Origin of the sequence: Pseudarthrobacter sp. NIBRBAC000502772 (assembly GCF_006517235.1) — a bacterium.
In the GTDB taxonomy this organism is placed as follows: domain Bacteria; phylum Actinomycetota; class Actinomycetes; order Actinomycetales; family Micrococcaceae; genus Arthrobacter.
Genome location: NZ_CP041188.1, coordinates 2,664,457 through 2,687,867 on the forward strand (window position 1 = coordinate 2,664,457; position 23,411 = coordinate 2,687,867).

At 61.6% G+C, this 23,411-nt stretch carries 23 protein-coding genes and 2 pseudogenes; 1 reads left to right on the plus strand and 24 read right to left on the minus strand.

Translation table 11 applies throughout. The features are described from left to right. Positions 1-59: 59 nt before the first annotated feature. From NIBR502772_RS12240 to NIBR502772_RS12280, 9 genes are all read right to left on the minus strand, one after another. Positions 60-719 (minus strand): GntR family transcriptional regulator, encoded by a 660-nt coding sequence (locus NIBR502772_RS12240; RefSeq protein WP_141140399.1) that lies wholly within the window; start codon positions 717-719, stop codon positions 60-62. Between the two features lie 204 nt (positions 720-923). Continuing rightward, positions 924-1,574 carry a GntR family transcriptional regulator gene (locus tag NIBR502772_RS12245; RefSeq protein ID WP_141140400.1) on the minus strand — a complete coding sequence of 217 codons (651 nt, stop codon included), beginning with the start codon at positions 1,572-1,574 and terminating at the stop codon, positions 924-926. Positions 1,575-1,637: 63 nt separating this feature from the next. Next, entirely contained in the window at positions 1,638-2,336 is a 699-nt protein-coding gene (locus NIBR502772_RS12250) for a GntR family transcriptional regulator (RefSeq protein WP_141140401.1), read from the minus strand. Between the two features lie 41 nt (positions 2,337-2,377). Continuing rightward, the gene (locus NIBR502772_RS12255) at positions 2,378-3,547 is read right to left on the minus strand and encodes an FAD-dependent oxidoreductase (protein WP_141140402.1); all 1,170 of its coding nucleotides are present in this window, start codon (positions 3,545-3,547) and stop codon (positions 2,378-2,380) included. Positions 3,548-3,673: 126 nt separating this feature from the next. Continuing rightward, a complete protein-coding gene (locus NIBR502772_RS12260) occupies positions 3,674-5,080 on the minus strand; it encodes an FAD-binding oxidoreductase (protein ID WP_210412289.1) in 1,407 nt (468 codons plus the stop codon). A 79-nt stretch (positions 5,081-5,159) separates the two neighbouring features. Then, positions 5,160-5,894 (minus strand): SDR family NAD(P)-dependent oxidoreductase, encoded by a 735-nt coding sequence (locus NIBR502772_RS12265; protein WP_141140403.1) that lies wholly within the window; start codon positions 5,892-5,894, stop codon positions 5,160-5,162. A gap of 70 nt (positions 5,895-5,964) precedes the next feature. After that, on the minus strand, positions 5,965-7,071 hold the full coding sequence (locus NIBR502772_RS12270; protein ID WP_141140404.1) for an alanine racemase: 1,107 nt from the start codon (positions 7,069-7,071) through the stop codon (positions 5,965-5,967). Positions 7,072-7,177: 106 nt separating this feature from the next. Next, positions 7,178-7,648, minus strand: a complete 471-nt coding sequence (locus tag NIBR502772_RS12275; protein ID WP_141140405.1) for a RidA family protein — start codon at positions 7,646-7,648, stop codon at positions 7,178-7,180. A 17-nt stretch (positions 7,649-7,665) separates the two neighbouring features. Continuing rightward, a complete protein-coding gene (locus NIBR502772_RS12280) occupies positions 7,666-8,355 on the minus strand; it encodes a haloacid dehalogenase type II (protein WP_141140406.1) in 690 nt (229 codons plus the stop codon). Positions 8,356-8,539: 184 nt separating this feature from the next. Here NIBR502772_RS12280 and NIBR502772_RS12285 point away from each other — a divergent pair, with 184 nt between their 5' ends. Continuing rightward, the gene (locus NIBR502772_RS12285) at positions 8,540-8,887 is read left to right on the plus strand and encodes a cupin domain-containing protein (protein WP_141140407.1); all 348 of its coding nucleotides are present in this window, start codon (positions 8,540-8,542) and stop codon (positions 8,885-8,887) included. A 168-nt stretch (positions 8,888-9,055) separates the two neighbouring features. Here NIBR502772_RS12285 and NIBR502772_RS12290 read toward each other — a convergent pair. From NIBR502772_RS12290 to NIBR502772_RS12355, 15 genes and pseudogenes are all read right to left on the minus strand, one after another. Continuing rightward, positions 9,056-9,524 (minus strand): annotated as a pseudogene (locus tag NIBR502772_RS12290) (adenylate kinase family protein). A gap of 99 nt (positions 9,525-9,623) precedes the next feature. Then, a pseudogene (locus NIBR502772_RS12295) lies at positions 9,624-9,998 on the minus strand (NAD(P)(+) transhydrogenase (Re/Si-specific) subunit beta); the annotation flags it as partial. A gap of 477 nt (positions 9,999-10,475) precedes the next feature. Then, entirely contained in the window at positions 10,476-10,628 is a 153-nt protein-coding gene (locus NIBR502772_RS22425; protein ID WP_168223537.1) for a hypothetical protein, read from the minus strand. A 387-nt stretch (positions 10,629-11,015) separates the two neighbouring features. Further along, positions 11,016-11,708: a GntR family transcriptional regulator gene (locus NIBR502772_RS12300; protein WP_141140408.1), complete on the minus strand. Its 693-nt coding sequence runs from the start codon at positions 11,706-11,708 to the stop codon at positions 11,016-11,018. A gap of 122 nt (positions 11,709-11,830) precedes the next feature. Next, positions 11,831-12,964 carry an N-methyl-L-tryptophan oxidase gene (solA, locus tag NIBR502772_RS12305; RefSeq protein ID WP_141140409.1) on the minus strand — a complete coding sequence of 378 codons (1,134 nt, stop codon included), beginning with the start codon at positions 12,962-12,964 and terminating at the stop codon, positions 11,831-11,833. A gap of 2 nt (positions 12,965-12,966) precedes the next feature. Then, a complete protein-coding gene (locus tag NIBR502772_RS12310; protein ID WP_141140410.1) occupies positions 12,967-13,734 on the minus strand; it encodes an amino acid ABC transporter ATP-binding protein in 768 nt (255 codons plus the stop codon). Beyond that, positions 13,731-14,627 carry an amino acid ABC transporter permease gene (locus tag NIBR502772_RS12315; RefSeq protein WP_141140411.1) on the minus strand — a complete coding sequence of 299 codons (897 nt, stop codon included), beginning with the start codon at positions 14,625-14,627 and terminating at the stop codon, positions 13,731-13,733. The genes NIBR502772_RS12310 and NIBR502772_RS12315 overlap by 4 nt, the downstream gene beginning before the upstream one ends. 45 nt (positions 14,628-14,672) lie before the next feature. Continuing rightward, a complete protein-coding gene (locus NIBR502772_RS12320) occupies positions 14,673-15,590 on the minus strand; it encodes an ABC transporter substrate-binding protein (RefSeq protein WP_141140412.1) in 918 nt (305 codons plus the stop codon). 179 nt (positions 15,591-15,769) lie between these two features. After that, the gene (locus NIBR502772_RS12325) at positions 15,770-16,462 is read right to left on the minus strand and encodes a GntR family transcriptional regulator (RefSeq protein WP_141140413.1); all 693 of its coding nucleotides are present in this window, start codon (positions 16,460-16,462) and stop codon (positions 15,770-15,772) included. A 40-nt stretch (positions 16,463-16,502) separates the two neighbouring features. Next, positions 16,503-17,957 carry an NAD-dependent succinate-semialdehyde dehydrogenase gene (locus NIBR502772_RS12330; RefSeq protein ID WP_141140414.1) on the minus strand — a complete coding sequence of 485 codons (1,455 nt, stop codon included), beginning with the start codon at positions 17,955-17,957 and terminating at the stop codon, positions 16,503-16,505. 32 nt (positions 17,958-17,989) lie between these two features. Continuing rightward, positions 17,990-19,243: an aspartate aminotransferase family protein gene (locus tag NIBR502772_RS12335; protein ID WP_141140415.1), complete on the minus strand. Its 1,254-nt coding sequence runs from the start codon at positions 19,241-19,243 to the stop codon at positions 17,990-17,992. A 77-nt stretch (positions 19,244-19,320) separates the two neighbouring features. After that, entirely contained in the window at positions 19,321-20,454 is a 1,134-nt protein-coding gene (gene solA, locus NIBR502772_RS12340) for an N-methyl-L-tryptophan oxidase (RefSeq protein ID WP_141140416.1), read from the minus strand. Between the two features lie 2 nt (positions 20,455-20,456). Next, positions 20,457-21,224, minus strand: coding sequence for an amino acid ABC transporter ATP-binding protein (locus NIBR502772_RS12345; protein WP_141140417.1), 768 nt, complete (start codon positions 21,222-21,224; stop codon positions 20,457-20,459). Then, a complete protein-coding gene (locus tag NIBR502772_RS12350; protein WP_141140418.1) occupies positions 21,221-22,117 on the minus strand; it encodes an amino acid ABC transporter permease in 897 nt (298 codons plus the stop codon). The genes NIBR502772_RS12345 and NIBR502772_RS12350 overlap by 4 nt, the downstream gene beginning before the upstream one ends. Positions 22,118-22,165: 48 nt before the next feature. Beyond that, the gene (locus NIBR502772_RS12355) at positions 22,166-23,092 is read right to left on the minus strand and encodes an ABC transporter substrate-binding protein (protein ID WP_141140419.1); all 927 of its coding nucleotides are present in this window, start codon (positions 23,090-23,092) and stop codon (positions 22,166-22,168) included. Between the last annotated feature and the right edge of the window lie 319 nt (positions 23,093-23,411).

Here is a 23,411-nt window from a genome sequence, read left to right on the forward strand (position 1 = left end):
ACCGAGGGGGAGTGCCGGCGGGAAGTCCACCCATGATCGGTAGCGGGTGCTGTGCCGACCTAGTGATCTCGGGAGGGTTCTTCCGAGATTCTGGTGCTCAGGAACGCTTCGGCGTCGTTCAAATGGGCCGCCCAAAGCTGCAATGCTTCTTCCGGGATGCCGGCGATCAGGGCATTCAGAAGAACGGTATGTTCATCGTGCAGCGTGGACACTTGGGGGTACCGGGGGCGAAGAAGTGCCATCAGGAGGCGGATCTCTGTGGAAATCGTTTGAAAGAGCCTGCTCAGCCTTGGCGAGTCCGCAGCTGCCACGACTGCCGCATGAAAGCCCATGTCAGCTTGTGCCGCTGTTTCCCAATCCTGGTCATCCCTGACTTCGGAAAACCTCGCCAAGGATTCCCGGATCGGCTTCGTATCGGCGCCTTGGCAGACCGACCGGACCGCCTCAAATTCGATGAGTCGGCGCACGCGAAATATGTCGGCGACGTCCTGGACGGAGAAACGACGGACCCTTGCACTTTGCCCGGTTTCGCGTTCCAGGAAGCCATCAGCGATGAGGCTCTGTACCGCAACGCGGGCAGTGGGCCTCGCAACGCCCAACTTCTGGGCAACGTGGCTGTCCTTAACTCGTGCTCCCGCTGAGTAGTCTCCGGCCAGGAGGCTGCGTTCAAGCCGGACACGGACGGCGTCGGCAACTGTCACCACTTCATTGATCGTCACCCTAAAACTGTATAACAGCTATACACTTTTTCCGAAGACTTGGCGACACTCAAGGTAACCCTGACCACGACGCGAGAAGCGCAATGTTAGGCCACAAGTCGGGGATTTGGGACAGAACCGTTACTCGGCAAGGCCTGTAGGAGGGCAGAACAAAGAGCTGCCGCGCCCCTGTCAAGGGAAGCGCGGCATTGGTTTGGCGTTGGTTTAACTTTCGGCGCGGAGCGCGTTTTGGAACTGACGGACCGTCTCCTGACGGAAGCCCTCGATGTCACCTTCCAAAGCAAGTGCAGCCAGTCTCTCGTGCTCAACGGCGATTTCATGGAGGTCGCTGTAAGTCCGATGGTCGACCGAGAAGTAGAGACGCAGCTTGTTCTCCCAACCGTTCCACAGGGCGTGCAGGGCGGCGTTCCCCGAATATTCGTAGAAGAGCCTGTGAAAGCGAAGGTGAGCGTCAATACTGGCCGGGATGTCGTTTGTGTCCGTGGCCCGGTAAAGTTCCTCGATGGTTTGCTTCAACCGAAGCCGCTCAGGACCGCGCAACGTTGCGGCCGAGAGCTCAGCAGCGTATGGCTCAACAAGCAAACGGATAGATGCGATCTCGGCGACATCGCGAGCACTGACCTCCACTACGAAGGATCCCCGGAAGGGGATCTTTACGACCAGCCCCTCCTCTTCAAGCCGGGTCAAGGCCTCACGCAGGGGGGACCGACTGATTCCGAGATCGGCAGCAATGTGCGTCTCGCGCAGTTGCCCGCCTGGAGGCACAGTTCCGTCCAGGATGGCTGTACGCAGCACGCTGTAGACGCCGTCCGGCGTCGTCGTCCGCTGTTCTTGCCACTTGAACTTGCGGTCCATCGTGCCGCCTCTCTTGTCGATTGTCGATTATACAGGGCGCCCGTCGTGGCCCTGCGGCCAGGGCTAGACGTCAGACGCTGATGGTTTTTCCTGCTGAGTTGCAGTGAGGTCCTCAACGGCTTTTTGCATATGCCGCTTGATGGCCATGAGGAGGCCATGCCTGTCGCCTGCCTTCAAGAGATCCAGGATGCTTTGGTGTTCCTGTACCAGAACGTCCATCCTTGGGTAGAAGACTTCCAAGTCGAAGATACACATTCTTGATTCAGCCGCGAGTGTCTTGTAGATACGGATGAAACGGGAATTTCCCATGCCGGCAACAAGGGCTGAATGGAACTGCATGTCCAGCCCTGCCATGGTCTGCCAGTCGGAACCGGCCACTTGCTTTGCCATTTCGCCTACAATTTCCTTCAGCACTCCGCAGGTGTCTTTGATCTGCTTCGGGCTGCTGTCCAACAGCCTGGTGGCGGCGGCGCATTCGATGGACTCACGAACCGCGTAGATCTCCCTAAGGTCATGCGTTTCGACCTCTTTGACGAACACTCCGTAGTTGCGCCGACTGATCAGGATCCCTTCCTGGCTCAAACGCTGTAGTGCTTCCCGGAGAGGACCTCTGGATGTGTTGAGCTGGTTCGCCAGGAGGGATTCGTTGAGCTGTTGCCCGGGGCGGATGGACCCCTGGACGATTTGTTCCCGCAAGTGGTCAGCGATCACCTGCGCCGTGGGTCTTCCCTCGAGTGCAAGCAGTCCTTCTGGTGCCGCCATTGGCATCCACTCATCTCACGTTTCGGCATACTACGGGTTGTCTAGATTGCTGTTGCGGTGCTGGCTGACGGATTGGCCCAGCTCGTCTCAAACCTGTCCGGGCGTACGAATTCCAGGCCTCCGAGTGACTGTTTGCCGAGCACTTCGTACGCGGCAATGTGGCCGTACCCGGTGGCATTCTTGAATCCGCCCCCTGAGAAGCCTGTGGCGCAATAGATCTTGCTTGACTCGCTGAGCCATCCCAACAGCGGGTTCCGATCCCCGGTGTAGAGGTCCGGGAAGGCGTCTGAGCGAACGATGTTTGGGATCAGGCCGGGGAAGAACTCCTGAACCGTCTCGGTGGTTTCGGCCATCTCAAAGTCCGTCAGGTCCCTTGGCACCGAGTCAGCGGCGGGGGTTGGTGCCCCACGCCCGTCAAGGGTGGCCTTGACCGTGACCCCGTCGACGGAGGGTGCCCCATACATGGAGCGGCCTTCGTAGATCCTGCTGAAAATGGGGAACCTGTCGGGGGTGAACTGGGCTGCGTCGCGGGCAACGAACCAGGACAGAAAAATCCTGCGTGTTTCCGTGTGCGCCTTCAGATAGTCAGGCATAAGCCGCTGCGACCAGCCCCCTGAGGAAACAATGACCCGCTCGAAGGTCCACGAGTTTTCTCCGGACGTGACAACAACGCCGTCGTCAGTTTCCCGGATGCTGCTGACAGGCGTATTGCTGAGGACGGTTGCGCCATTGGCCTGTGCTGCGGCGACGGCCGCGGTGACGGCACGGTCGGTGCGCAGAGCACCGGCGTTCGGGTCGTAGACGGCGCAGTCATCGGCCCGGAGGTTGTGCTGGGGGTAGCGTTCGGCCATGGCGTCCCTGTTCAGGATTTCGTGGGCAGCCCGGTTGGTTCGGGTGGTTTCGAGGAGGTTGCGGATGTATGGGCCGTCGGCGGTGCCGATGGAGAGTCCGCCGCAACGGATGAGGATGTCCTGTCCGGTTTCCGCTTCCAGTTCGGCCCAGAGATCCCGGGAACGCTGCAGGATGGGGTAGTAGTCGGGGAGACCGCGGTAGATCATGCGGAACAGGCGGGTGTCGCCACCTACCGCGCTTCTGGCGTGACCAGGTGACTGCGCCTCGAATCCGACCACGGAATCGGTCAGGCGCGATGCCTGCCAGAGGGCCATGCTGCCGATGCTGCCCAGGCCAATGACGGCGAGCTTTCCGTCCATGGTCAGAGCACCTGTTCAAGGAACGCTTGCGTGCGGGGTTCCCGTTTGTCCGCGGCCTGGACTTTGTTGAGGGTCTTCATGGTGCTTCCCTTCGAATGGGTTCAGGTGAAAGTTTTGGTTGGTGCGTTATTCGTGAAGTCCAGCGAGTCTGCTGCCGAATCTGGCCAGGAGTGAGGTCTTGGTGGAATCCCTGCGCTCTTCCCACTGGTCAGCAATTCCGAACAGCCGGTACATGCCGTGAACACCCAGCCAGCGGATGGGCTCACGTTCCCATTTCCGTGCGCGGTACCCGACCCAGGGAAGTGTGGTCCGTTCTGATTCTTGTTCGAAAGCCAGCTCCACGAGGGTTCGGCCGCCAACGTAAGCTGCCGTGACGCCGTGTCCTGCGTAACCGGTAGAAGATCCGATTCCGGACGCTTGGTCCCAATGCACGCCGCCGTTCCAGTCACGGGTAACGCCCAGGACTCCGGACCAGGCATGGTCCACTTCGAACTGGATACCAGGGAAGAAGGAGCGAAGCTTCGTAGAGATCAGGTCGACAGTGGACTGCGCAGTTGAACCGGTGCCCCCTGTGCCGGAGCCGTAGCTGTACGGCACTCCCCGGCCGCCAATGGCGATGCGGCCGTCCGCTGTTCGCTGCGAATAGATGAACGTGTGTGCGGAGTCGCTGAGGCACTGCAGCCCGTTCCAGCCAATCTGCTGCCACACCTCCTCCGATAGCGGCTTGGTCACGAGCATCGAGGAATTGATTGGTATCAGGGTCCTGCTGCCAAGCAGTTGCCCGGAATATCCCTCGGTGCAGACGAACGTTTTGGCCGCGGTCACCCGCCCGTTGTCCAGGGTGAGGGTATTGCCGTCGATGCTGCCTACCCGGCTGCCTTCGTAGATGCTCACCCCCATGGAAGTCAGGATGTCAGCGAGACCGTAGGCAAGTTTCGCCGGATGAAGGCGGGCGCAGTGCTTGTAGAAGAGCCCGCCGTGGACGGTGGATATGTTGATCTCGTTTTGGAACTCGTTCCGGTCAAGCAAATGCACATCGTCTTCGGTCAGCCCATACTTCCAGTCGGCATCACGCCTGGCTACCAGCCGGCCAAGCCCCGCCCTGGTGTGGGCAGCGACGAGCGCGCCGGCCTTGTTCTGGTCCGCATTAATTCCCTCGGTCTGAAGAATATCCAGGACGGAATCGACGCCGGCGACAAACTCCTGCTGCAAGGCACGGCTCGCCTCGACCCCGCCCCCGGATACACGGGCAAACGTGGCACGGTTTCCGGGAGGCATTGCCGATAGCCAACCGCCGTTCCGTCCGGACGCGCCGTAGCCTATCTGTTCTGCCTCAAAAACCGCGACGGAGAGTGACGGCTCGAGCTTCTTGGCGAAGTATGCCGCCCAGAGGCCTGTGTAGCCGCCACCGATAATTGCCAGATCTACTTGGTCCTGACCTGTGAAGCGGGGGTAGGTTGGCCTGTTGTCCGCCAGTCCGGCCATCCAGAAGCCGAGCTCTCCGTTTCGGGGGGTTGCCGCTAGGGCTTTCATAGTTGTCCTTCTTTGTGTTGGAACCGTTGAGCTAATAGGACGGCCGGGTCAACACCCAGACGCTACATGGCCTGGGTGTTTAGAACGCGGTGTATCCGCCGTCGACGGGGAGGACCGCTCCGGTGATGTAGGAGGATTCCGACGACGCCATGAAAAGTATGGCGTCGGCGATTTCTTCGGGGGTGGCGAGGCGTTGGAGCGGGATCTGCCCCTCGCGCTGGGCGCGGTAGGCCTCGGGGTCGTTCCTGCGTTGGAACGATGCTTCGATGACCGGGGTGGCGGTCAGGCCCGGTGCGACGACGTTGACGCGGATGTTGCGGGGGGCCCATTCAATCGCCGCTCCCTTGGCGAGCATGATGAGGCCGCCCTTGGCCGCGGAGTACAGGACTTCATCGGGCTTGCCGACCATGCCGAGCCGCGAGCTGACGAGGACGAACGAGCCACCCGTAGCGGGCATCAGCGGCGCGAAGTGCTTCATCACTAAGAAGGCGCTGAGCAGGTTGCTGTGGAGTACGTTTTTCGCATCCTCGTACGCCATCTCCGTGAGCGGGCCGCTGACCTGCAGGCCGTGGTTCAGGACGACGACGTCGACGGTGCCGAAGGACTCGGCGGTCTGGCGGGCCAGGCTTTCGACGAACGCCTCGTCATTGAGGTCTCCGGGGACGTACAGGTCATCGGGCTGGGCGCTGTCGAGTTGCTCCCTGCGGCCGGTGAGCAACAGGCGGGCGCCCTCGCGGCGAAAGTGGGAACATATTGCCTCCCCGATTCCGCTGTTGGCTCCGGTTACCAGGGCCGCGGTCTTATCAAGTCTCATATCAGTCACTCCATCGTGAGTCAGGTTGCTTGGGTTGTAGCTAGGGGGCGGGACTTGCCGTCCGCGTCGGTTAGTTAAGGAATCCGCGGGCATCCACAGGCCACCGCTCCAGCGATGTGCCCGCGCTGTCGGTGACGATGTACTCCTCGAAATTGACCACCACCGGGCAGACGTGGTTGGGGACCACTGGAAGCACGGTTCCGACGCCCGGGCGGAAGTCTCCAGGGGGCAGCGGGAGGAATCCGTGGTATTCGTTGAGCTTGGACAGCACAGCGTTAGTGCCGGCAATGCCACCGTAGCCGCGCTCGGGGCTGCCTTCGCGGCCAAGGGCTTTGGTGCCGATATCGAGGATGACCTGATCGGGAACCCAGTCGCTGACCACGGTGCCGGCGACGAACAGTGCGATCTGATCCTCGGTGCAGGCTCCGAGCCTGGTGTTGTTGAGATCGTTGAACACGTATTCGCCGGGCCGGATTTCGGTGATGACGCTGCTGGTGGAGAACTCCACGGTGGGAGTGGACCCGGCGCTGACCACCTCCGCGGTGACCCCAGCTGCGCTGAGGCTGCGAACCGCGGCAATGAGCGCGGCGTCCTGGTCCTGGGCCGCACCCCTGCGGGCGTCAGGGCCGGCGCTGCCGTGACCCGGGTAGGTGAAGACGCCTACCGGTACCAGGCCGCGGTTGCGGGCGGCGAGGGCGAGGTCGCCCGCGGCCTCGGCCGGCGCTCCGGAACGACGGGCGCCACATTCGACCTCGATCACGATCTGCAGGCGGTCCGGTTCTGCGCCCATCGCGTCGGCGAGGCCATTGATCGCCGCGACGTTGTCGGCGCCTACCCGCAGCCGGGTGGTCTCGGCGAGCCGCCGGATCCGCCTCCCTTTCGTTCCCGAAGGCCAGATCGGGTAGGCGAGGAAGACATCGTCGAACCCGGCCGCCGCGAAGACCTCGGCCTCACCCACGTTGCCTGCGGTGATTCCGACCGCTCCCGCCTTGACCTGGCGCCGACCGATTTCCACACACTTGTGCGTCTTGACGTGCGGCCTGACGTCGAGGTGGTGCCGGGCGGCAAAGCCCTGCATGCGGTCGATGTTGTCCTGCATCACGTCGACCAGCACGATCGGCGCGGGAGTGTCAACTCGCTCTACGAGAGCCTCGAGTGCTCGTTGAATGCGGTTCACGCTGTACTCCTCATGATTCTGTCGATAAATGGTCGAGGGTAGCGATGCTGACTTTCCTCGAATGTTGACTGTGCGGGGTCCTGAGCACGCCGCCGTCGCCCCGTAACTAAACGGCCGTGCAGACCATCTGAATCTCTACAGGAGTGTTGAGCGGCAGCCCGGCCACACCGATCGCGGTACGGGCATGCCGTCCGTTCTCGCCCAACACCTCGATGAGCAGTTCACTTGCGGCGTTGGCGACCCGCGACTGCAGACCGAAATCAGGCGTACTGGCCACGAAGACCAGCATCTGCACGATCCGGACCCGGTCCAGATCTCCCACTGCCTGCACAGCTGCTGCGAGGCAGTTGAGCGCGGCATGGCGGGCGAGCTCCTGCGCTGTCTCCAGCTCGACATCCCGGCCGACAATGCCCTGGCCCAGCAGCTCACCGTCCTTGAAAGGCAGCTGGCCGGAGATATGGATGCAGGAGTCCACCGCCCGGTGGTCCACGAAGTATGCGTTACTGGCAAGGCTGGGAAGTTCCAGACCGAGGGCCCGGAGCCGATCTGAAGCCGAGCCGGCCTTGGTGACGCTCATCTGTACTCAGGTCTCTCTTACGAGGCAGCGGGACGCGGCAGGCCGAACAGGACGGGGAGGTCGGCGATGTCGGTGATCCGCTCATAGCCGAGCCAGTGCTCGTCGTGCTCGAAGCCCCGGTCCACGTACACCTTGTTCTTGATCCCCATGATGGCCGCGGGTCGCAGGTCGTACATCGGGCTCGCAGAAACGTGCACAATCTCCTCCGGTGTCGCGCCGAGCTTGTCGAACATGTACTCAAAGGCACGGAGCCGTGGCTTGTAGACGCCCATCTGCTCGGCGCTGATGACGACCTCGAACGGGGCCTTGAGGTTCTCCGCGAGGCGGACAGCATGCGCGGTGTCGCTGTTCGTGACGATTACGAGCGGGACGTCCTCGGCCAGGCGGTTCAGTGCCTCGGTGACACCCGGGTACGGGCCCCAGGTGGGGATGTGCTCGTAGACCGCCCGCGCGTCAGCCGCACGGAACTCGAGGCCGAGCCGACGCGATGCACGTTCCATCGAGTCGGCGACAATCTGGTGGAACGGCTTGTACTCGCCCGTGCACTCGTCGATCCGGTACGCCTTGCAGGCCTGCAGGAAATCATCGGCGATCTCGACCGGCAGGCGGTCGCCCAAGACCTCACGGATCGCGTCGTTGATACGGAACTTGATGAGCGTTCCGTTCATGTCGAATGTAACGAACTTCGGTTTGGTTTCGAATGCCATGAATCCTCCAGTTATTGGATGCTCGTCGATTGTCGACGAAACACTTTCGGGTGATGCTGTCGATTGTCGACAATACTGCCTCCGTTGGTAGATTGTCAACGATTTGCCCTTACCTTAGACATTCGCCGTGGCATGGTTTACGATTGTCAACAATTGACAGCACGGCAAGAAAGGTAAAAATTCTATGCGTCCATACATCTATGTGCCCGCCGCCACCATCACTGGCGAGCTCGAGCCCAACGGCCACCGTCCCGGCTACGACTCGGGTGACCCCAAGACATCAATCCTGAAGTTCGACACCGCCATCAAGACCGGTGTCTGGGAGTGCCAGCCCGGAGGCTGGGACGTCACACCTCGCGAGGACACCGAGGTGTGCTACATCGTGAGCGGCCGAGCGACGGTTACCGACGCCGCCACCGGCAACAGCTACGAGATCTCCGGCGGCGACGTGATCGTGCAGCCCAAGGACTGGTCCGGCCGCTGGGAGGTCACCGAGACCATTCGCAAGGTCTACACTCACGGCTTCGACTGAGCGCCGTCTCACCTGGCCACTGACGATCGGGCCGCACCCTCAACGGGGGTGCGGCCCGATCGCGCTTTCGGCACCACGGCGAGGGGTGACCCGCGGGCTCCTCCGGAGAGCCGATAACCGTTGGTGGCTGGGCTCCTATCTTCAGCAGACTTCGCCGAGAGGGCTTTTTCAGACGGTCTGGGACGCTTTGATGGCCTGCATGACGCGGTCGGTGATTCCGTCGATGCCGTCGATGCCGCCGATGCCGTCCACCCGGGTCAGGATGCCGCGTTCCGCGTACTTGGCCACAACGGCCTCGGTCTGCCCGTGGTGCAGGTCCAGGCGGTGGCGGATGACGACTTCGTTGTCGTCGCTTCGGCCTGTTTCCTTGGCACGGCCCAACAGGCGGGAAATGAGTTCCTCGTCGTCGGCGGTGAGCTGGAGGACAACGTCGAGGCGCTGGCCGCCTTCGGCGAGTATCCCGTCCAGGAAATCCACCTGCGCTGTGGTGCGGGGGTAGCCGTCCAGCAGGAAGCCTTCGTCGACGGCGGAAGATGTCGCCGGTCGAGATCGCAACGACGCCGAGGCGTTCCGAGATGCGTTCGGCCTGCGTACCCTTGCCGGAACCTGGAGGTCCGATGATTAACGTTCTGGTCATCGCATTAGTCCTTCGTTGTGGCGCGGCTCTCGCTGCTCGGTGATGTGCTTGCTGGTCTGGGACGAGGCTGACCGAGAACAGCAGGAGACGACCTTCAGCTAGAAGGCGGAGGATGTCTTCGACGCGGGCTTTGGCGTCGCCGAAGAGCATTTGGGAGTTGTCGCGGTAGAAGAGGGGGTTTGGACTCGCTCCGTAGCCTGCGGCCATGGAGCGTTTGAAGACGATGACGTTTTCGGCTTCCCAGACGCGGAGGACGGGCATTCCGGCGATGGGGCTTCCCGGGTCTTCGGCGGCGGAGGGGTTGACGGTGTCGTTCGCGCCGATCACGAGGACCACGGAGGTGTTGCCGAGGTCGTCGTTGATTTCGTCCATTTCCAGGACGATGTCGTACGGGACTTTGGCTTCGGCGAGGAGCACGTTCATGTGCCCGGGCAGTCGCCCGGCGACCGGGTGGATGCCGAACCTGACGTTCTCAGTGGTCTGGTTGGCACGCAAATCCTGCCGCGCCTGCGCGAACTCGGCATCGGATTTGTCCCGTATTAGGGGTCGCTATCTGTCGGAATACAAGAAAAAAATCACGGTTCGGACCTATCGTTGATTGTTGACAATTGCTAGACTGGCTATGTGCACTACCAACCGAGGCCGGTACCCGCCGGCCCTCTCATTGAAGGAAACGTCATGAAGAAACGTCGCCCGGCTGCTTCGACTCTCGTGCTCGATGAACCATCACGAACCGGGCACCACTGCCCGAAAACCGGATGGTGGTCAGCCGCTGGGGATCCGAGTGATGCAAGGTTCCTCATCAGGGGAGAGGTAATGCCTGCCTTGAGCGGCACACCCGCGCTCTGGATATTGAGTGCGACAGCTGGCGGGTTCCAAGGCTTGGGACTCGAATCTGCGTTGCACCCAACTTCGTAGAAGCAGTCCTAGTCACTGCCAGCCGTCGTCCCGCTAAGTCTTCGCCGCGATGCTGGTCCGACGGCGAACTAACATCCGGCGCAGTGCCGTGCTCGCTATGGAATCGGCTGTGTCCACGAAGTTGGTGACGACGGCGGCAGTGCCGGCAACGTTATCCATCGCCGGGATGACGGGGCGTAGTGTCATGGATTAGGCGGTCGATCCCATGGCGGACATCTGCGCGTGGGCGCTGTCTAGTCTGGAGAAAGGGCTGCAGCTGAGCGTGGAAAGGTTCGATGCAGACAAATACAAGATGGCCGTTGTCTCCACCGTGATGCCACGCTCTTGCCGCGGTGGCGAGGTCCGTGTCTCTTTAGGAAAGCTCGCAGTGGCGGACGATCGGCGACTCGGAACCGGAAGGAGCCAGCGGGCACAGTTGCCAGGGGGCTCCTTCCGGTCTCCGAGGCTAAGTACGATGACGGCGACGGGTTGCAGTTCGACGACGACAGAGCCTAATGGCTTTGCGGGAAGCGAGTCGCGGGCAGCCCCCGCGAAGTCCTCAAGTCCTGCTCTACGCCGACGCTAATGGGGATATTAGGCGGTGATTTCGTTCTCTTCCCTTGGCGCGGTCAGATCCTCGACGGCCTTCTGCATGTGTTGTTTGATGGCTTTGTGGAGTGCTTCCCTGTCGCCTGCCTGCAGCAGATCCAGTAGGTTCTGGTGTTCCTGCACGAGGACGTCTATGCGGGGGTAGGCGACTGCCAGGTTGAGTATGCACATCCTTGATTCAGCCGCGAGGGTCTCGTAGATACGGATCAGGCGTGTGTTGCCCGCCCCGGCCACGAAGGAGCTGTGGAACTGCATATCCAGCCGAGCAATCGCCTGCCAGTCCGAGACAGCGACCTGCTTCGTCATGTCGGTGATGATGGCCTTCAAGGAGTGGCAGGTGTCCTTAACCTGTTCCGGGTCTGCATCCAGCAGTGCGTCTGCTGCGGTTGATTCCACAGCCTTGCGGACTGCATAGATCTCCCTCACGTCGTCGTCTGAAAGTTCCAGGACGAACACTCCGCGGTTGCGATGGCTGACCAGGATCCCCTCCTGGGACAGCCGCTGCAACGCCTCACGGACAGGGCCCCTGGATGTGCGTAGCTGACTTGCCAGGACGGATTCATTGATCTGCTCTCCAGGACGGAAGATCCCCTGGACAATTTGTTCGCGCAACTGATCGGCGATCAGCTGCGCCGTTGGTCTTCCCTCCAGTACAAACAGCCCTTTTGATGCCGTCATTGCTATTCCCTCACTTCACTATTGGCCTATTGCATTTCTTAGACAGTATTGGATTCGTGAACCCTTGGAGACCACATAGGGCACCAGGCTTTGTCGGAGTCACCTTTCTTGGGTTGGTCTCGTTAAATGCTCTTGAAGCGTTGGGGGCGCGCAAACTCGAGGCCGTCGAAAGTGCGTTTGCCCAAGGCTTCGTTCGCGGCGATTTCGCCGTAGCCGGTGGCCATTTTGAAGCCTTGGCCGGAGAAGCCTGTGGCGTAGTAGATTTTGCTCTCTTCGTTCACGTGGCCGATTACAGGTTTCCCATCCGAGGTGAAGAGTTCCGGAAAGGCATCCGAGCGGACAATATTGGGGAAGAGCCCTGGGAAGAACTCGGTGACCGTCTCCATGGTTTCCGAGATTTCCGCGGATGTCAGGTCCCGGGGGACTGAATCCGCCCGCGGTGTGGGACCCCCCCTGCCGTCCAATGTGGCTTTTACAGTTGCGCCGTCGACGGCGGGTGCGCCGTACATGGAGCGGTCCCCGGAGATCCGGATGAAGATGGGGAACCGCTCCGGGGAAAACTCTGCTGGATCCCGGGCTACAAACCAGGTGAGATAAATCCGGTACGGCTCCGTGGCCTTCTGCAGGAAGTCGGGCATAAGTTTCCGTGACCAGCCGCCGGAAGCCACAATGACGCTTTCAAAGGTCCAGGACTTCTCGCCGCAGGTTATGACGACGCCGTCGTCCGGTTCCTGGATTCCGTCGATCGTGGTGTTGATGTGGATTGTTGCGCCGTTGGCCTGGGCTGCCGCAACTGCCGCCGTGACGGCGCGGTCGGTGCGGAGTGCGCCGCCGTGGGGGTCGTAGACGGCGATGTCGTCAGGCCGGAGGTTGTGCTGGGGATAGCGTTCTGCCATCTCTTCGCGGCTCAGGACCTCGTAGGGTGCACCATTGAGCCGGGCGGTTTCGAGCAGGCTGGGAATATAGGGTCCGTCAGTGGTTCCGATGGACAGTCCGCCGCAGCGGGTCAGGATGTTCTGGCCGGTTTCGGCTTCGAGTTGGGCCCACAGGCTGTGGGATCGCTGCAGGATGGGGTAGTAGTCGGGTGTTCCGCGGTAGAGCATGCGGAACAGGCGCGTATCTCCACCCGCTGCGCTGCGGGAGTGGCCAGGAGAAGCTGCTTCGAACCCGACCACGGAGTCGGACAGGCGGGAAGCTTGCCACAAGGCCATGCTTCCGATGCTTCCGAGCCCTACGACGGCGAGCTTTCCGTCCATCGTCAGAGCACCTTCTCCAGGAATGACTGTGTGCGGGGTTCCTTGGGATTGGAAAGGATCTCCCTCGCGTCGCCGCGTTCGACAACGTAGCCGTCATCCATGAAGATCAGGGAGTCGGCCACTTCGCGGGCGAAGCCCATTTCGTGGGTGACCACCACCATGGTCATGCCCCTCTTGGCCAGGTCCTGCATCACGGCCAGAACTTCGCCTACCTTTTCGGGGTCCAGAGCACTGGTGGGCTCATCAAACAGCATGATCTGGGGATCCATCGCCAGGGAACGGGCGATGGCCACTCGTTGTTGCTGCCCGCCCGACAACTGGGCAGGGTAGTAGTCCCCGAATCCGCTCAAGCCGACGCTGGCCAGCAGTTGGTGGGCTTCCTTGCCGGCTACCTGTTTGTCAGCATGTTTCACCAATACGGGGCCGGACATGATGTTCTCGTGGGCGGTCATGTTGGGGAACAGGTTGAACGACTGGAAGACCATGCCAACCCTGGTGCGCTGTTCGGCGAGTTTCTTAGGCGGCAGGGCGTGGTAGGCGTGCTCTGTTTCGTAGTATCCAAAGTCTTCACCGTTCACCTTGAGAATGCCGGAGTCGACTGTCTCAAGACCATTGATACAGCGGAGCACGGTGGATTTACCGGAGCCGCTGGGGCCGATGATGCAGCAGATCTCTCCGCTGGCGATCTCCAGGTCGATGTCTTTGAGGACTGTTTTGGGTCCGAAGGACTTTCGGATTCTCTGGGCAAGAATGGTGCCGTCGTTACTCATCTGGCAGCGCCTTCCGGGTCAGTCAGCACAACGGGTTTCACTTTCCGGGGAAGTCGGGAGGTTGTGCGGGAGTATTTTTGCTCGAGCTTGGATTGCGGGTAGCTCAGCAGGAGGGTCATTACGAGGTACCAGAGGCTGGCAACGAGCAGCAGCGGGATGGTCTCGTAGGTCCGGGCGTAGATGAGCTGGGCGCTTTGGAGCAGTTCGGCAACGCCCAGGACGCTGACCAGGGAGGTTTCCTTGAACATTCCGATGACCTGGTTGCCCGTCGCGGGGATGATCGAGGGCATCGCCTGGGGGATGATAACCTTGCGCATTTTCGTGGCGGCGCTCATGCCGAGGGAGTCTGCGGCCTCGATCTGGCCCTTGCCGACCGACGAGAATCCGCCGCGGATGATTTCGGCCATGTAGGCGGCTTCGTTGAGGGTCAAACCGATCAAGGCTGCTGTGATGGGTGCCATCAGGGCGTTCACGTCGATGGCGGTGCTGATGTCCGTGAACGGAATTCCGATGGAGAGGTTGGGGTACAGCGCCGCGACATTGAACCAAAAGATAAGTTGCACCAGGACCGGGGTGCCCCGGAAAATGGTGATGTAGACGCCCGCCGTGGCCGCAATTGGTTTGATGCTGGAAGCCCTCATGATGGCCAACGCCAGCCCCAGGAGTGTTCCCAGGGCCATGCTGGCGACCGTGAGGAAGAGCGTGAGCATCAGCCCGCGCAGGATGGTCTCATGGGTGAAGTACCTGGCCACTACGCCCCACTTGAAGTTGGGGTTGGTGGAAACCGAGATGAGAATGCCCAGGGCCAAAAGGCTGCAGAGGATCCAGGCGACATACTCGAAGGTGCTGCGCCGCCGAAGCCTTGGTTTCAGCGCGGAGTCAATCCCCGTCATGGTGTCCTCACCTCTTGGACGAATGGATTTCAGCACGGCGCCTCTCTAGTTCAGCTTGGCTTCGGTGATGGCTCCGGAGTCCAGACCCCAGGTCTCCAGGGACTCCTTGTATTCCGGGGTCTCCAGGACGGACTGGAGCGCTTTCTGGAAGGCCGGGGTCAGTGGCGAGCCCTTCTTCAGGCCGACGGCGGTCAGGTCGCTTGAGCCGACGTTGACCCGGCCGAGCAGGGTAAAGGAGCCCGGCTGCTGCTTCTCTGCCCACCCGAGCGAGGTCGTGTCGTAGAGGATGCCGTCGATCCGCTTGGAGTGCAGCTGGACCAGGGCGTCCTGGATGTTGGGCAAGGTCACGGCGTTGATCGCCGGCTGTCCCTTGGAGGTGCAGGTCTGCTCGTTCAGGGCCGGAAGGCGCAACAGCTGACCGGTCGAGCCCTGGGTGACGGCGATGTTCTTGCCGCACAGGGTTTCAACGGTGAGGTTCAGCGGGTTCCCGGCGGCCGCGGCCACAGAATTGCCAGCCCTGAAGTAGTCAATCATGTCCAGGACCTTGAGCCGCTCCTCGGTCTTGGACATGGTCGTGGCGGTGAAGTCGAACCGGCCACCGTCCAGGCCCGGGACGATCGTGTCGAACTTCGTGTCCACGAACTTCAGCTTCAGGTCAAGCTTCTTCGCAATGAGCCGGGCGACGTCCGGGTTCAGGCCGATCGGGGTGGTGTTGTCCTCCGCGAGGAACGTCGTCGGCGGGTAGTGCAGGTCCATCGCCACCGTGATTTCGCCCTTGTCCTTGTACGACTGCGGCAACAACTTGACGGCGGCTTCATCGGGCTGGACGCCCTCCGAGATGTCAGCCGTGTTCGATGTCTTGGATCCTTCACTACCTGAACCTTCGCCGGGACTGGTCCCACACGCGGTTAAGGCCAGTAAAACCGCTAACCCTGCAGCGGCAGCCCGAACCCTGGTTTTCATTTTCGTCGCTGTCTCCTTCCACACTTTCCGGCCGGGTGTCTTCACCTACAATGCAACCACCCTTGTCGGGGATCGTCGACAATTTACAGCGAAAACTTTGCGGGAATGATGCACAAAGGAAAGGCCAGATCGGATGGATCTGGCCTTTCCCTTTCGGAAGTGTTGCATGAGGAGGAACTTCAGCCGGTGACGTCGCTCCCTCTGCTGGATGCTGTGAGATCGTCCACGGCCGTTTCCAGGTGGCGTTTGATGGCTTTGTGGAGTGCTTCCTTGTCCCCGCTTTCGAGCAGATCCAGCAGGATCTGGTGTTCCTGCACCAGGACGTCTATCCGCGGGTAGGCGACGGCCAGGTTCAGGATGCACATCCTGGATTCGGCTGCGAGGGTTTCGTAGATCCGGATCAGCCGGGAGTTGCCCGCACCGGCCACGAAGGAGGTGTGGAATTCCATATCGAGCCGGGCAATCGCCTGCCAGTCCGAAACAGCAACCTGCTTGGCCATGTCACTGATGATGGCCTGCAGTTCGCGGCATGTGTCGTTGACCTGCTGCTGGCCGGCATCGAGCAGCGCGTCAGCGGCAGTTGATTCCACCGCCTGGCGGACTGCGTAGATCTCCCTGATGTCATCGGTAGCGAGTTCAAGGACGAAGACGCCCCTGTTACGGCGGCTGACCAGGATTCCCTCCTGGCACAGCCGCTGCAACGCCTCACGGACCGGGCCCCTGGATGTGTGTAGCTGGCTTGCCAGGACAGATTCATTGATCTGGTCTCCCGGACGGAACGTACCCTGAACGATTTGTTCACGCAGCTGATCAGCGATCAGCTGCGCCGTAGGCCTTCCCTCCAGTGCAAAGAGCCCTTCCGGTGCCGCCATGGATGTCCCCCTCATTTCCTTCATTGCTTACTGCTATTTCCTAGATGGCTATTGCGGTGTATTTGTACTCAAGGAATTCTTCGATGCCGATCTTGCCGCCTTCGCGGCCCAGCCCCGACTGCTTGATGCCGCCGAATGGTGCCGCGGGATTGGAGACAACGCCGGTGTTAATGCCGACCATGCCTACTTCGAGTTCTTGGGAGAAGCGAAGGGCCTTGCCCATGTTTTCGGTGAAGACGTAGCCGACCAGGCCCCATTCGGTGTCGTTGGCGAGTCGGAGTACTTCGTCTTCGCTGTCGAAGGGGGTGATGGCTGCTACGGGTCCGAAGATTTCGGTGTTCATCAGTTCGGAGTCGATGGAGACGTCGGTCAGGACGGTAGGCGTGTAGAAGTAGCCCGGACCTTCCGGGCGGGTTCCGCCGGTGAGGATGCGTGCGCCCTTGGAGACGGCGTCGGCCACGAGGCTTTCGACCTTGTCCAGGCCTTTCTGTTCGATCAGGGGCCCGACTTCGGTTCCGGCCAGGGCGCCGTTGCCTACCTGCAGTTCGGAGATCTTTTTGGCGAACTTTTCGCTGAATTCACCGACGACTGTCCGGTGTACGTAGAAGCGGTTGGCCGCGGTGCAGGCTTCGCCCATGTTCCGCATTTTGGCTTTCATGGCGCCGTCGACGGCCTTTTCGATGTCTGCGTCAGCCAGGACGATGAAGGGGGCGTTTCCGCCCAGTTCCATCGAGGAGCGCATGACATTGTCTGCAGCCTGGCGCAGGAGGATCTTGCCCACCTGGGTGGAGCCGGTGAAGCTGATCTTCCGGGCTATGCCGCTGCCGGTCCAGGTTTCCACGACGGCGGAGGCGCTGGAGGTGGTGACGACGTTCAGGACGCCGTCGGGAAGGCCAGCCTCCCGGAAGATTTGCACCAGGGCGAGGGAGGTCAGCGGTGTCAGCTCGGCAGGCTTGAAGACCATGGTGCAGCCGGCTGCGATGGCGGGCGCAATCTTGCGGGCGCCCATGGCCAGCGGGAAGTTCCACGGGGTGACCAGCACGCAGGGGCCGATCGGTTCCTTGGTGATCATGATCCGGGTGTTGCCGTCGACCGAGGTGGTGTTGTCTCCGCCGATGCGGACGGCTTCTTCGGAGAACCAGCGGAGCATTTCGGCGCCGTAGGCCACCTCGCCTCTTGCTTCTGCCAGGGGTTTGCCCATTTCGGCGGTCATGATTGCCGCCAGGTGGTCGGTGTTGGCAATCACAAGCTCAAAGGCGCGGCGCAGGATGTCGGCCCGTTCGCGGGGTGTGGACTTGCCCCACGCCGCCTGGGCCCGACCGGCAGCCTCGATGGCTGCGCGGGCTTCTTCCGGTCCGCCATCGGCCACATGGGCGATGATCTCATGGGTGGCCGGATTTTCCACCGGGAAAGTGGCGCCGCTGGCGGCCTTCTGCCAGGCGCCATCGATGAACAGTTCCGTGTGAAGACCTGAGGGGTCGAATGAGGAGCTCATGTCACGCTTTCAAAAGAATGGTAGGAGAGAAATTAGGAGGTGGCCGTCTTCAGGGCCTGGGTGAACCTGGTCAGACCGGCCTGAATCTCGTCGCTGCTGACGTTGAGCGCCGGGATGATGCGGACGACGTTGCCGTGCGGGCCGCAGGTGAGGAGAAGGAGTTCTTCCTTGATGGCTGCTTGCTGGACAGCCGCAGCGGTAGTGGCGTCAGGGGTGTTGTCCGGGGATGTGAATTCGACGCCCTGCATGAGGCCGCGGCCGCGGACGTTTCCGATTACCGAAAATTCAGTCTTGAGCCTGTCAAGCCCTGCCCGCAGTTCATCGCCCCGCAGCAGTGCATTCTCGACCAGGTTCTCGCGCTCAATAACACCCAGGGTTGCGACGCCGGCCGCGGCCGCTACGGCGTTTCCGCCGTAAGTGCCGCCCTGGGAACCCGCCCAGGCCTTGCCCATCAGCTCTGCTGATGCAGCAATTGCTGAAATCGGGAAGCCGCTGGCGAGGCCTTTGGCGGTGATGACGACGTCGGGTCGGATTCCGGCCCAGTCGTGGCCCCAGAACTTGCCGGTGCGGCCAACCCCGGCCTGAACCTCATCGAGGATAAGCACAATGCCGTGCCGGTCTGCTCGTTCGCGGAGTCCTTGGAGGAAGGCTACGGGCGTGGGGATGTAGCCGCCGTCGCCCAGGACGGGTTCGATGATGAACCCGGCCGTGTCGCTCGGGGCGCTGATGGTGAGCAGGAGGTGGTCGAGTTCCTTCAGGGCGAATTCGACGGCGGTGGCTTCGTCCCAGCCGTACCGGTACCAGTGCGGGAACGGGGCAACGTGTACTCCACCCATGATGGGGGAGAACCCTGAACGGAACTTCGTGCCGGCGGTGGTCAGGGACGCCGCGGCGACGGTCCGGCCGTGAAAGCCTCCCTGGAAGGAGATGATGTTGGGCCGGCCCGTGGCCATCCGGGCCAGGCGTACCGAAGCCTCCACCGCCTCGGAGCCGGACGTCGCGTAGAAAACGCTGTCCAGCCCCGAGGGCAGGAATTCTCCCAGTTTTTCCGTCAGCGCAAGCAAGGGCTTGTGCATCACGGTGGTGTACTGGGCATGGACAATCTTGCCCACCTGTTCGCGGGCCGCCGCTACGACGTCGGGGTGGCAGTGACCTGTGCTGGTAACACCGATTCCAGTGGTGAAATCGAGGTACTTTTTGCCGTCGGTCGCGTGGATCCAGCTGCCGAGGGCATGGTCGACGACGACTGGAGTGGCCTGCTTGAGGAGGGGACTAAGAGTTGCCATGGCTTCATACTTTCTTAGGGACTGTAGATTGTCAACAATATGCGATGCTGAGGGATTCGCGAAGAGGGGCGCTTCTTTTAATTCGTTTTGAAGCGTTGGGGGCGTGCGAAGTCGAGGCCATCGAACGTGCGTTTGCCCAGGGTTTCGTGTGCCGCGATTTCGCCGTAGCCGGTGGCCATTTTGAAGCCGGCGCCGGAGAAGCCGGTGGCGCAGTAGATCCTGCTCCTTTCGCTGAACCGTCCAAGGAGGGGGTTGCCGTCTTTGGTGTAGAGGTCGGGGAAGGCATCAGAGCGGATGATGTTGGGGAACAGTCCGGGGAAGAACTCGGTGACCGTCTCCATGGTTTCCGAGATTTCCGCGGATGTTAGTTCCCTGAGGACGGAATCCGGACCGGACGCCCGTTGCGATCTGCCATCCAGGGTTGCCTTGACGGTGACCCCATCCACCGCGGGGGCCCCGTACATGGAGTGGTCCCCGGAGATCCGGATGAAGATGGGGAACTTTTCCGGCGAGAAGTCTGCTGCGTCCCGGGCGACGAACCAGGAAAGATAGTTCCGGCGTGCTTCAGTTGCTGCCTTGAGGTAGTCGGGCATCAGCCGTTGGGACCAGCCGCCGGAGGAGACGATGACGTTCTCGAAGGTCCAGGCTTTGTTGCCGGAGGTGATGAGGACGCCGTCGGCGGTTTCGGTGATGCTGTCGATCGGGGTCTTGGTGTGGATCGTTGCCCCGTTGGCTTCCGCCGCGGCGACCGCCGCCGTGACGGCGCGGTCGGTGCGCAGGGCGCCCGCGTGCGGATCGTAGACGGCGATGTCGTCAGGGCGGAGGTTGTGTTGCGGGTACCGTTCGGCCATCTCTTCGCGGCTGAGGATTTCGTGTTCCGCGCCGTTGGTCCTGGTGGTTTCCAGGAGCTTGGGGATGTAGGGGCCGTCGGCGGTTCCGATGGAGAGTCCGCCGCAGCGGGTCAGGATGTTCTGGCCGGTTTCGGCCTCGAGCTCGGCCCAGAGATCCCGTGAGCGCTCCAGAATGGGGTAGAAGTCAGGCAATCCGCGGTAGAGCATGCGGAAGAGCCGGGTGTCCCCGCCCACGGCGCTGCGGGCATGGGCGGGTGCCTGGGCCTCGAATCCGACGACGGAATCGGACAGGCGGGAGGCCTGCCAGAGTGCCATGCTTCCGATGCTGCCCAGGCCGATGACTGCGAGCTTCCCGTCCATGGTTAGAGCACCTGTTCCAGGAAGGCCTGCGTCCGGCGTTCCTGGGGGTTGGAAAGGACTTCCCGGGCGTCGCCGCGTTCGACGACGTAGCCGTCGTCCATGAAGATCAGCGAGTCGGCCACTTCGCGGGCGAAGCCCATTTCGTGGGTGACCACCACCATGGTCATGCCCTTCTTGGCGAGGTCCTTCATGACGGCGAGGACTTCACCGACTTTTTCCGGGTCCAGGGCGGAGGTGGGTTCGTCGAAGAGCATGATCTCGGGGTCCATCGCGAGGGACCGGGCGATGGCGACGCGCTGCTGCTGCCCGCCGGAAAGCTGAACCGGGTAGTAGTCCCCGAACCCGGCCAGGCCGACGCTGGCGAGCAGTTCGTGGGCGCGTTTGGCTGACTCTTTCTTATCTGCTCGCTTGACCAGGACGGGGCCGGACATGATGTTTTCGTGGGCGGTCATGTTCGGAAAGAGGTTGAACGACTGGAAGACCATGCCGACCCTGGTGCGCTGTTCGGCGAGTTTCTTGGGCGGCAGCGCGTGGTAGGCGTTGTCGGTTTCGTAGTAGCCGAAGTCCTCGCCGTTGACTTTCAGGACCCCTGAGTCGACTGTTTCCAGGCCGTTGATGCAGCGCAGGATAGTGGATTTGCCGGAGCCGCTGGGGCCAATGATGCAGCAGATCTCTCCGCTGGCAATGTCCAGGTCGATGTCTTTGAGGACTGTTTTGGGTCCGAAGGACTTACGGATTCTCTGGGCAAGAATGGTGCCGTCGTTACTCATCGGGCGATACCTTCCGGGTCTGTCAGCACAACGGGTTTCGCCTTCCGGGGGAGGCGGGAGGTTGTGCGGGAGTATTTCTGCTCGAGCTTGGACTGCGGGTAGCTCAGCAGCAGGGTCATCACGAGGTACCAGAGGCTGGCAACGAGCAGCAGCGGGATGGTCTCGTAGGTCCGGGCGTAGATGAGCTGGGCGCTTTGGAGCAGTTCGGCAACGCCGAGCACGCTGACCAGGGAGGTTCCCTTGAACATTCCGATCACCTGGTTGCCGGTCGCCGGGATGATCGAGGGCATCGCCTGCGGGATGATGACCTTGCGCATCCTCGTGCCGGAGCTCATGCCCAGGGAGTCGGCGGCCTCGATCTGGCCCTTGCCGACCGAGGAGAACCCGCCGCGGATGATCTCGGCCATATAAGCGGCCTCGTTCAGGGTCAGGCCAACCAGGGCTGCGGTGATAGGTGCCATCAAGGCGTTCATGTCGATCGCGGTGCCGATGTCGGTGAACGGGATACCGATGAACAGGTCCGGGTAGAGCGCGGAGATGTTGAACCAGAAGATCAGCTGAACCAGCACCGGGGTGCCACGGAACAAGGTGATGTAGATACCCGCGGCGATGGAAACCGGCTTCACGTGCGAGGAGCGCATGATTGCCAGGCCCAGCCCCAGCAGCGTTCCCAGGGTCATGCTCGCGACGGTGAGGAAGATTGTGAGCATCAGCCCACGAAGGATGGATTCATGCGTGAAGTACTGGGCAACCACATCCCACTTGAAGTTGGGGTTGGTCAGGACGGAGACGAGGATCCCGATGCCTGCGAGAATGCTGAGGACCCATCCCGCGTACTCGGATCGAGTCCGAAGCCGAAGCCGTGGCTTCAGGGCTGCATCAATGCTAGCCATCGTTGCCTCTCTTCCTTTGTTAGTTGCTGTGACCATGGAGGGCCCCCGCTAGTTCAGCTTGGCGTCGGTGATGGCCCCGGACTCCAGACCCCAGTTCTCCAGGGACTCCTTGTACTCCGGGGTCTCAAGGACGGACTGGATCGCTGCCTGCAGGGCCGGGGTCAGCGGCGAGTCTTTCTTCAGGCCTACGGCGGTCACGTCGCTGTTGCCTACGTTGACCCGGCCAAGCAGGGTGAAGGAACCCGGCTGCTGCTTCTCTGCCCACCCGAGAGCGGTCGTGTCGTAGAGGATGCCGTCGATCCGCTTGGAGTGCAGCTGGGTCAGGGCGTCCTGGACGTTGGGCAGCGTCACGGCGTTGATCGCCGGCTGTCCCTTGGAGGTGCAGGTCTGCTCGCTCAGGGCCGGAAGGCGCTTGAGCTGGCCGGTCGAGCCCTGGGTGACGGCGATGTTCTTCCCGCACAGGGTCTCGACGGTGAGGTTCAGCGGGTTCCCGGCGGCCGCGGCCACGGAGGTGCCGGCCTGGAAGTAATCGATCATGTCCAGGACCTTGAGCCGCTCTTCGGTCTTGGCCATGGTCGTGGCGGTGAAGTCGAACCGGCCACCGTCCAGGCCCGGGACGATCGTATCGAACTTGGTGTCCACGAACTTCAGCTTCAGGTCAAGCTTCTTCGCAACGAGCCGGGCGATGTCCGGGTTGAGCCCGATCGCGGTGGTGTTGTCCTCCGCGAGGAAGGTCGTGGGCGGGTAGTGCAGGTCCATGGCGACCGTGAGCTCGCCCTTGTCCTTGTAGGACTGTGGCAGCAGTGCCACGGCAGCCGCGTCAGCCTGGACGCCCTCGGAGATGTCGGTGGTGTTGTTGGTCTTTGACTTTTCCTCGGATGCCGGAGTGCCGGTGGCCGCGCCGCCACAGGCGCTCAGTGCCAATACGATTGCGAGCCCTGCGGCTGCGGTCTGAACTTTGTTGATGGTCTTCATGGTGCTTCCCTTCGAAATGGTTTCAGCTGTTGTTGATTTGCTGAGATGGGGGCAGTCTTGGTGTTGCTTCCATGCGGTTGTGATCAGGATCTCTTTCCGCATCTACAGCAATGCAACAGCCCAAATCGCCGATTGTCAACAATTGACGATAAATAAATCGAGTATATTTCGGCCCCGATCTTGTTGCGAAAGAATCTCACTAAGAACTGTTGACAATCTACAATCAGCGGATCTAGAGTCGAGGAAAGCGGGAACAGGAGCTCTGATGAACCCTCAGGAACCCGCTGGCGCAGACCAAAGGAAGGCGGCAGGCCACAGA

Excerpts from the sequence above, each read along its gene's own strand:
- NIBR502772_RS12245 (WP_141140400.1), bottom strand. The coding sequence starts at position 1,574 with ATGGACCGCAAGTTCAAGTGGCAAGAACAGCGGACGACGACGCCGGAC.
- NIBR502772_RS12250 (WP_141140401.1), bottom strand. The coding sequence starts at position 2,336 with ATGGCGGCACCAGAAGGACTGCTTGCACTCGAGGGAAGACCCACGGCG.
- NIBR502772_RS12255 (WP_141140402.1), bottom strand. The coding sequence starts at position 3,547 with ATGGACGGAAAGCTCGCCGTCATTGGCCTGGGCAGCATCGGCAGCATG.
- NIBR502772_RS12260 (WP_210412289.1), bottom strand. The coding sequence starts at position 5,080 with ATGAAAGCCCTAGCGGCAACCCCCCGAAACGGAGAGCTCGGCTTCTGG.
- NIBR502772_RS12265 (WP_141140403.1), bottom strand. The coding sequence starts at position 5,894 with ATGAGACTTGATAAGACCGCGGCCCTGGTAACCGGAGCCAACAGCGGA.
- NIBR502772_RS12275 (WP_141140405.1), bottom strand. The coding sequence starts at position 7,648 with ATGAGCGTCACCAAGGCCGGCTCGGCTTCAGATCGGCTCCGGGCCCTC.
- NIBR502772_RS12280 (WP_141140406.1), bottom strand. The coding sequence starts at position 8,355 with ATGGCATTCGAAACCAAACCGAAGTTCGTTACATTCGACATGAACGGA.
- NIBR502772_RS12285 (WP_141140407.1), top strand. The coding sequence starts at position 8,540 with ATGCGTCCATACATCTATGTGCCCGCCGCCACCATCACTGGCGAGCTC.
- NIBR502772_RS22425 (WP_168223537.1), bottom strand. The coding sequence starts at position 10,628 with ATGACACTACGCCCCGTCATCCCGGCGATGGATAACGTTGCCGGCACT.
- NIBR502772_RS12300 (WP_141140408.1), bottom strand. The coding sequence starts at position 11,708 with ATGACGGCATCAAAAGGGCTGTTTGTACTGGAGGGAAGACCAACGGCG.
- solA (WP_141140409.1), bottom strand. The coding sequence starts at position 12,964 with ATGGACGGAAAGCTCGCCGTCGTAGGGCTCGGAAGCATCGGAAGCATG.
- NIBR502772_RS12310 (WP_141140410.1), bottom strand. The coding sequence starts at position 13,734 with ATGAGTAACGACGGCACCATTCTTGCCCAGAGAATCCGAAAGTCCTTC.
- NIBR502772_RS12315 (WP_141140411.1), bottom strand. The coding sequence starts at position 14,627 with ATGACGGGGATTGACTCCGCGCTGAAACCAAGGCTTCGGCGGCGCAGC.
- NIBR502772_RS12320 (WP_141140412.1), bottom strand. The coding sequence starts at position 15,590 with ATGAAAACCAGGGTTCGGGCTGCCGCTGCAGGGTTAGCGGTTTTACTG.
- NIBR502772_RS12325 (WP_141140413.1), bottom strand. The coding sequence starts at position 16,462 with ATGGCGGCACCGGAAGGGCTCTTTGCACTGGAGGGAAGGCCTACGGCG.
- NIBR502772_RS12330 (WP_141140414.1), bottom strand. The coding sequence starts at position 17,957 with ATGAGCTCCTCATTCGACCCCTCAGGTCTTCACACGGAACTGTTCATC.
- NIBR502772_RS12335 (WP_141140415.1), bottom strand. The coding sequence starts at position 19,243 with ATGGCAACTCTTAGTCCCCTCCTCAAGCAGGCCACTCCAGTCGTCGTC.
- solA (WP_141140416.1), bottom strand. The coding sequence starts at position 20,454 with ATGGACGGGAAGCTCGCAGTCATCGGCCTGGGCAGCATCGGAAGCATG.
- NIBR502772_RS12345 (WP_141140417.1), bottom strand. The coding sequence starts at position 21,224 with ATGAGTAACGACGGCACCATTCTTGCCCAGAGAATCCGTAAGTCCTTC.
- NIBR502772_RS12350 (WP_141140418.1), bottom strand. The coding sequence starts at position 22,117 with ATGGCTAGCATTGATGCAGCCCTGAAGCCACGGCTTCGGCTTCGGACT.
- NIBR502772_RS12355 (WP_141140419.1), bottom strand. The coding sequence starts at position 23,092 with ATGAAGACCATCAACAAAGTTCAGACCGCAGCCGCAGGGCTCGCAATC.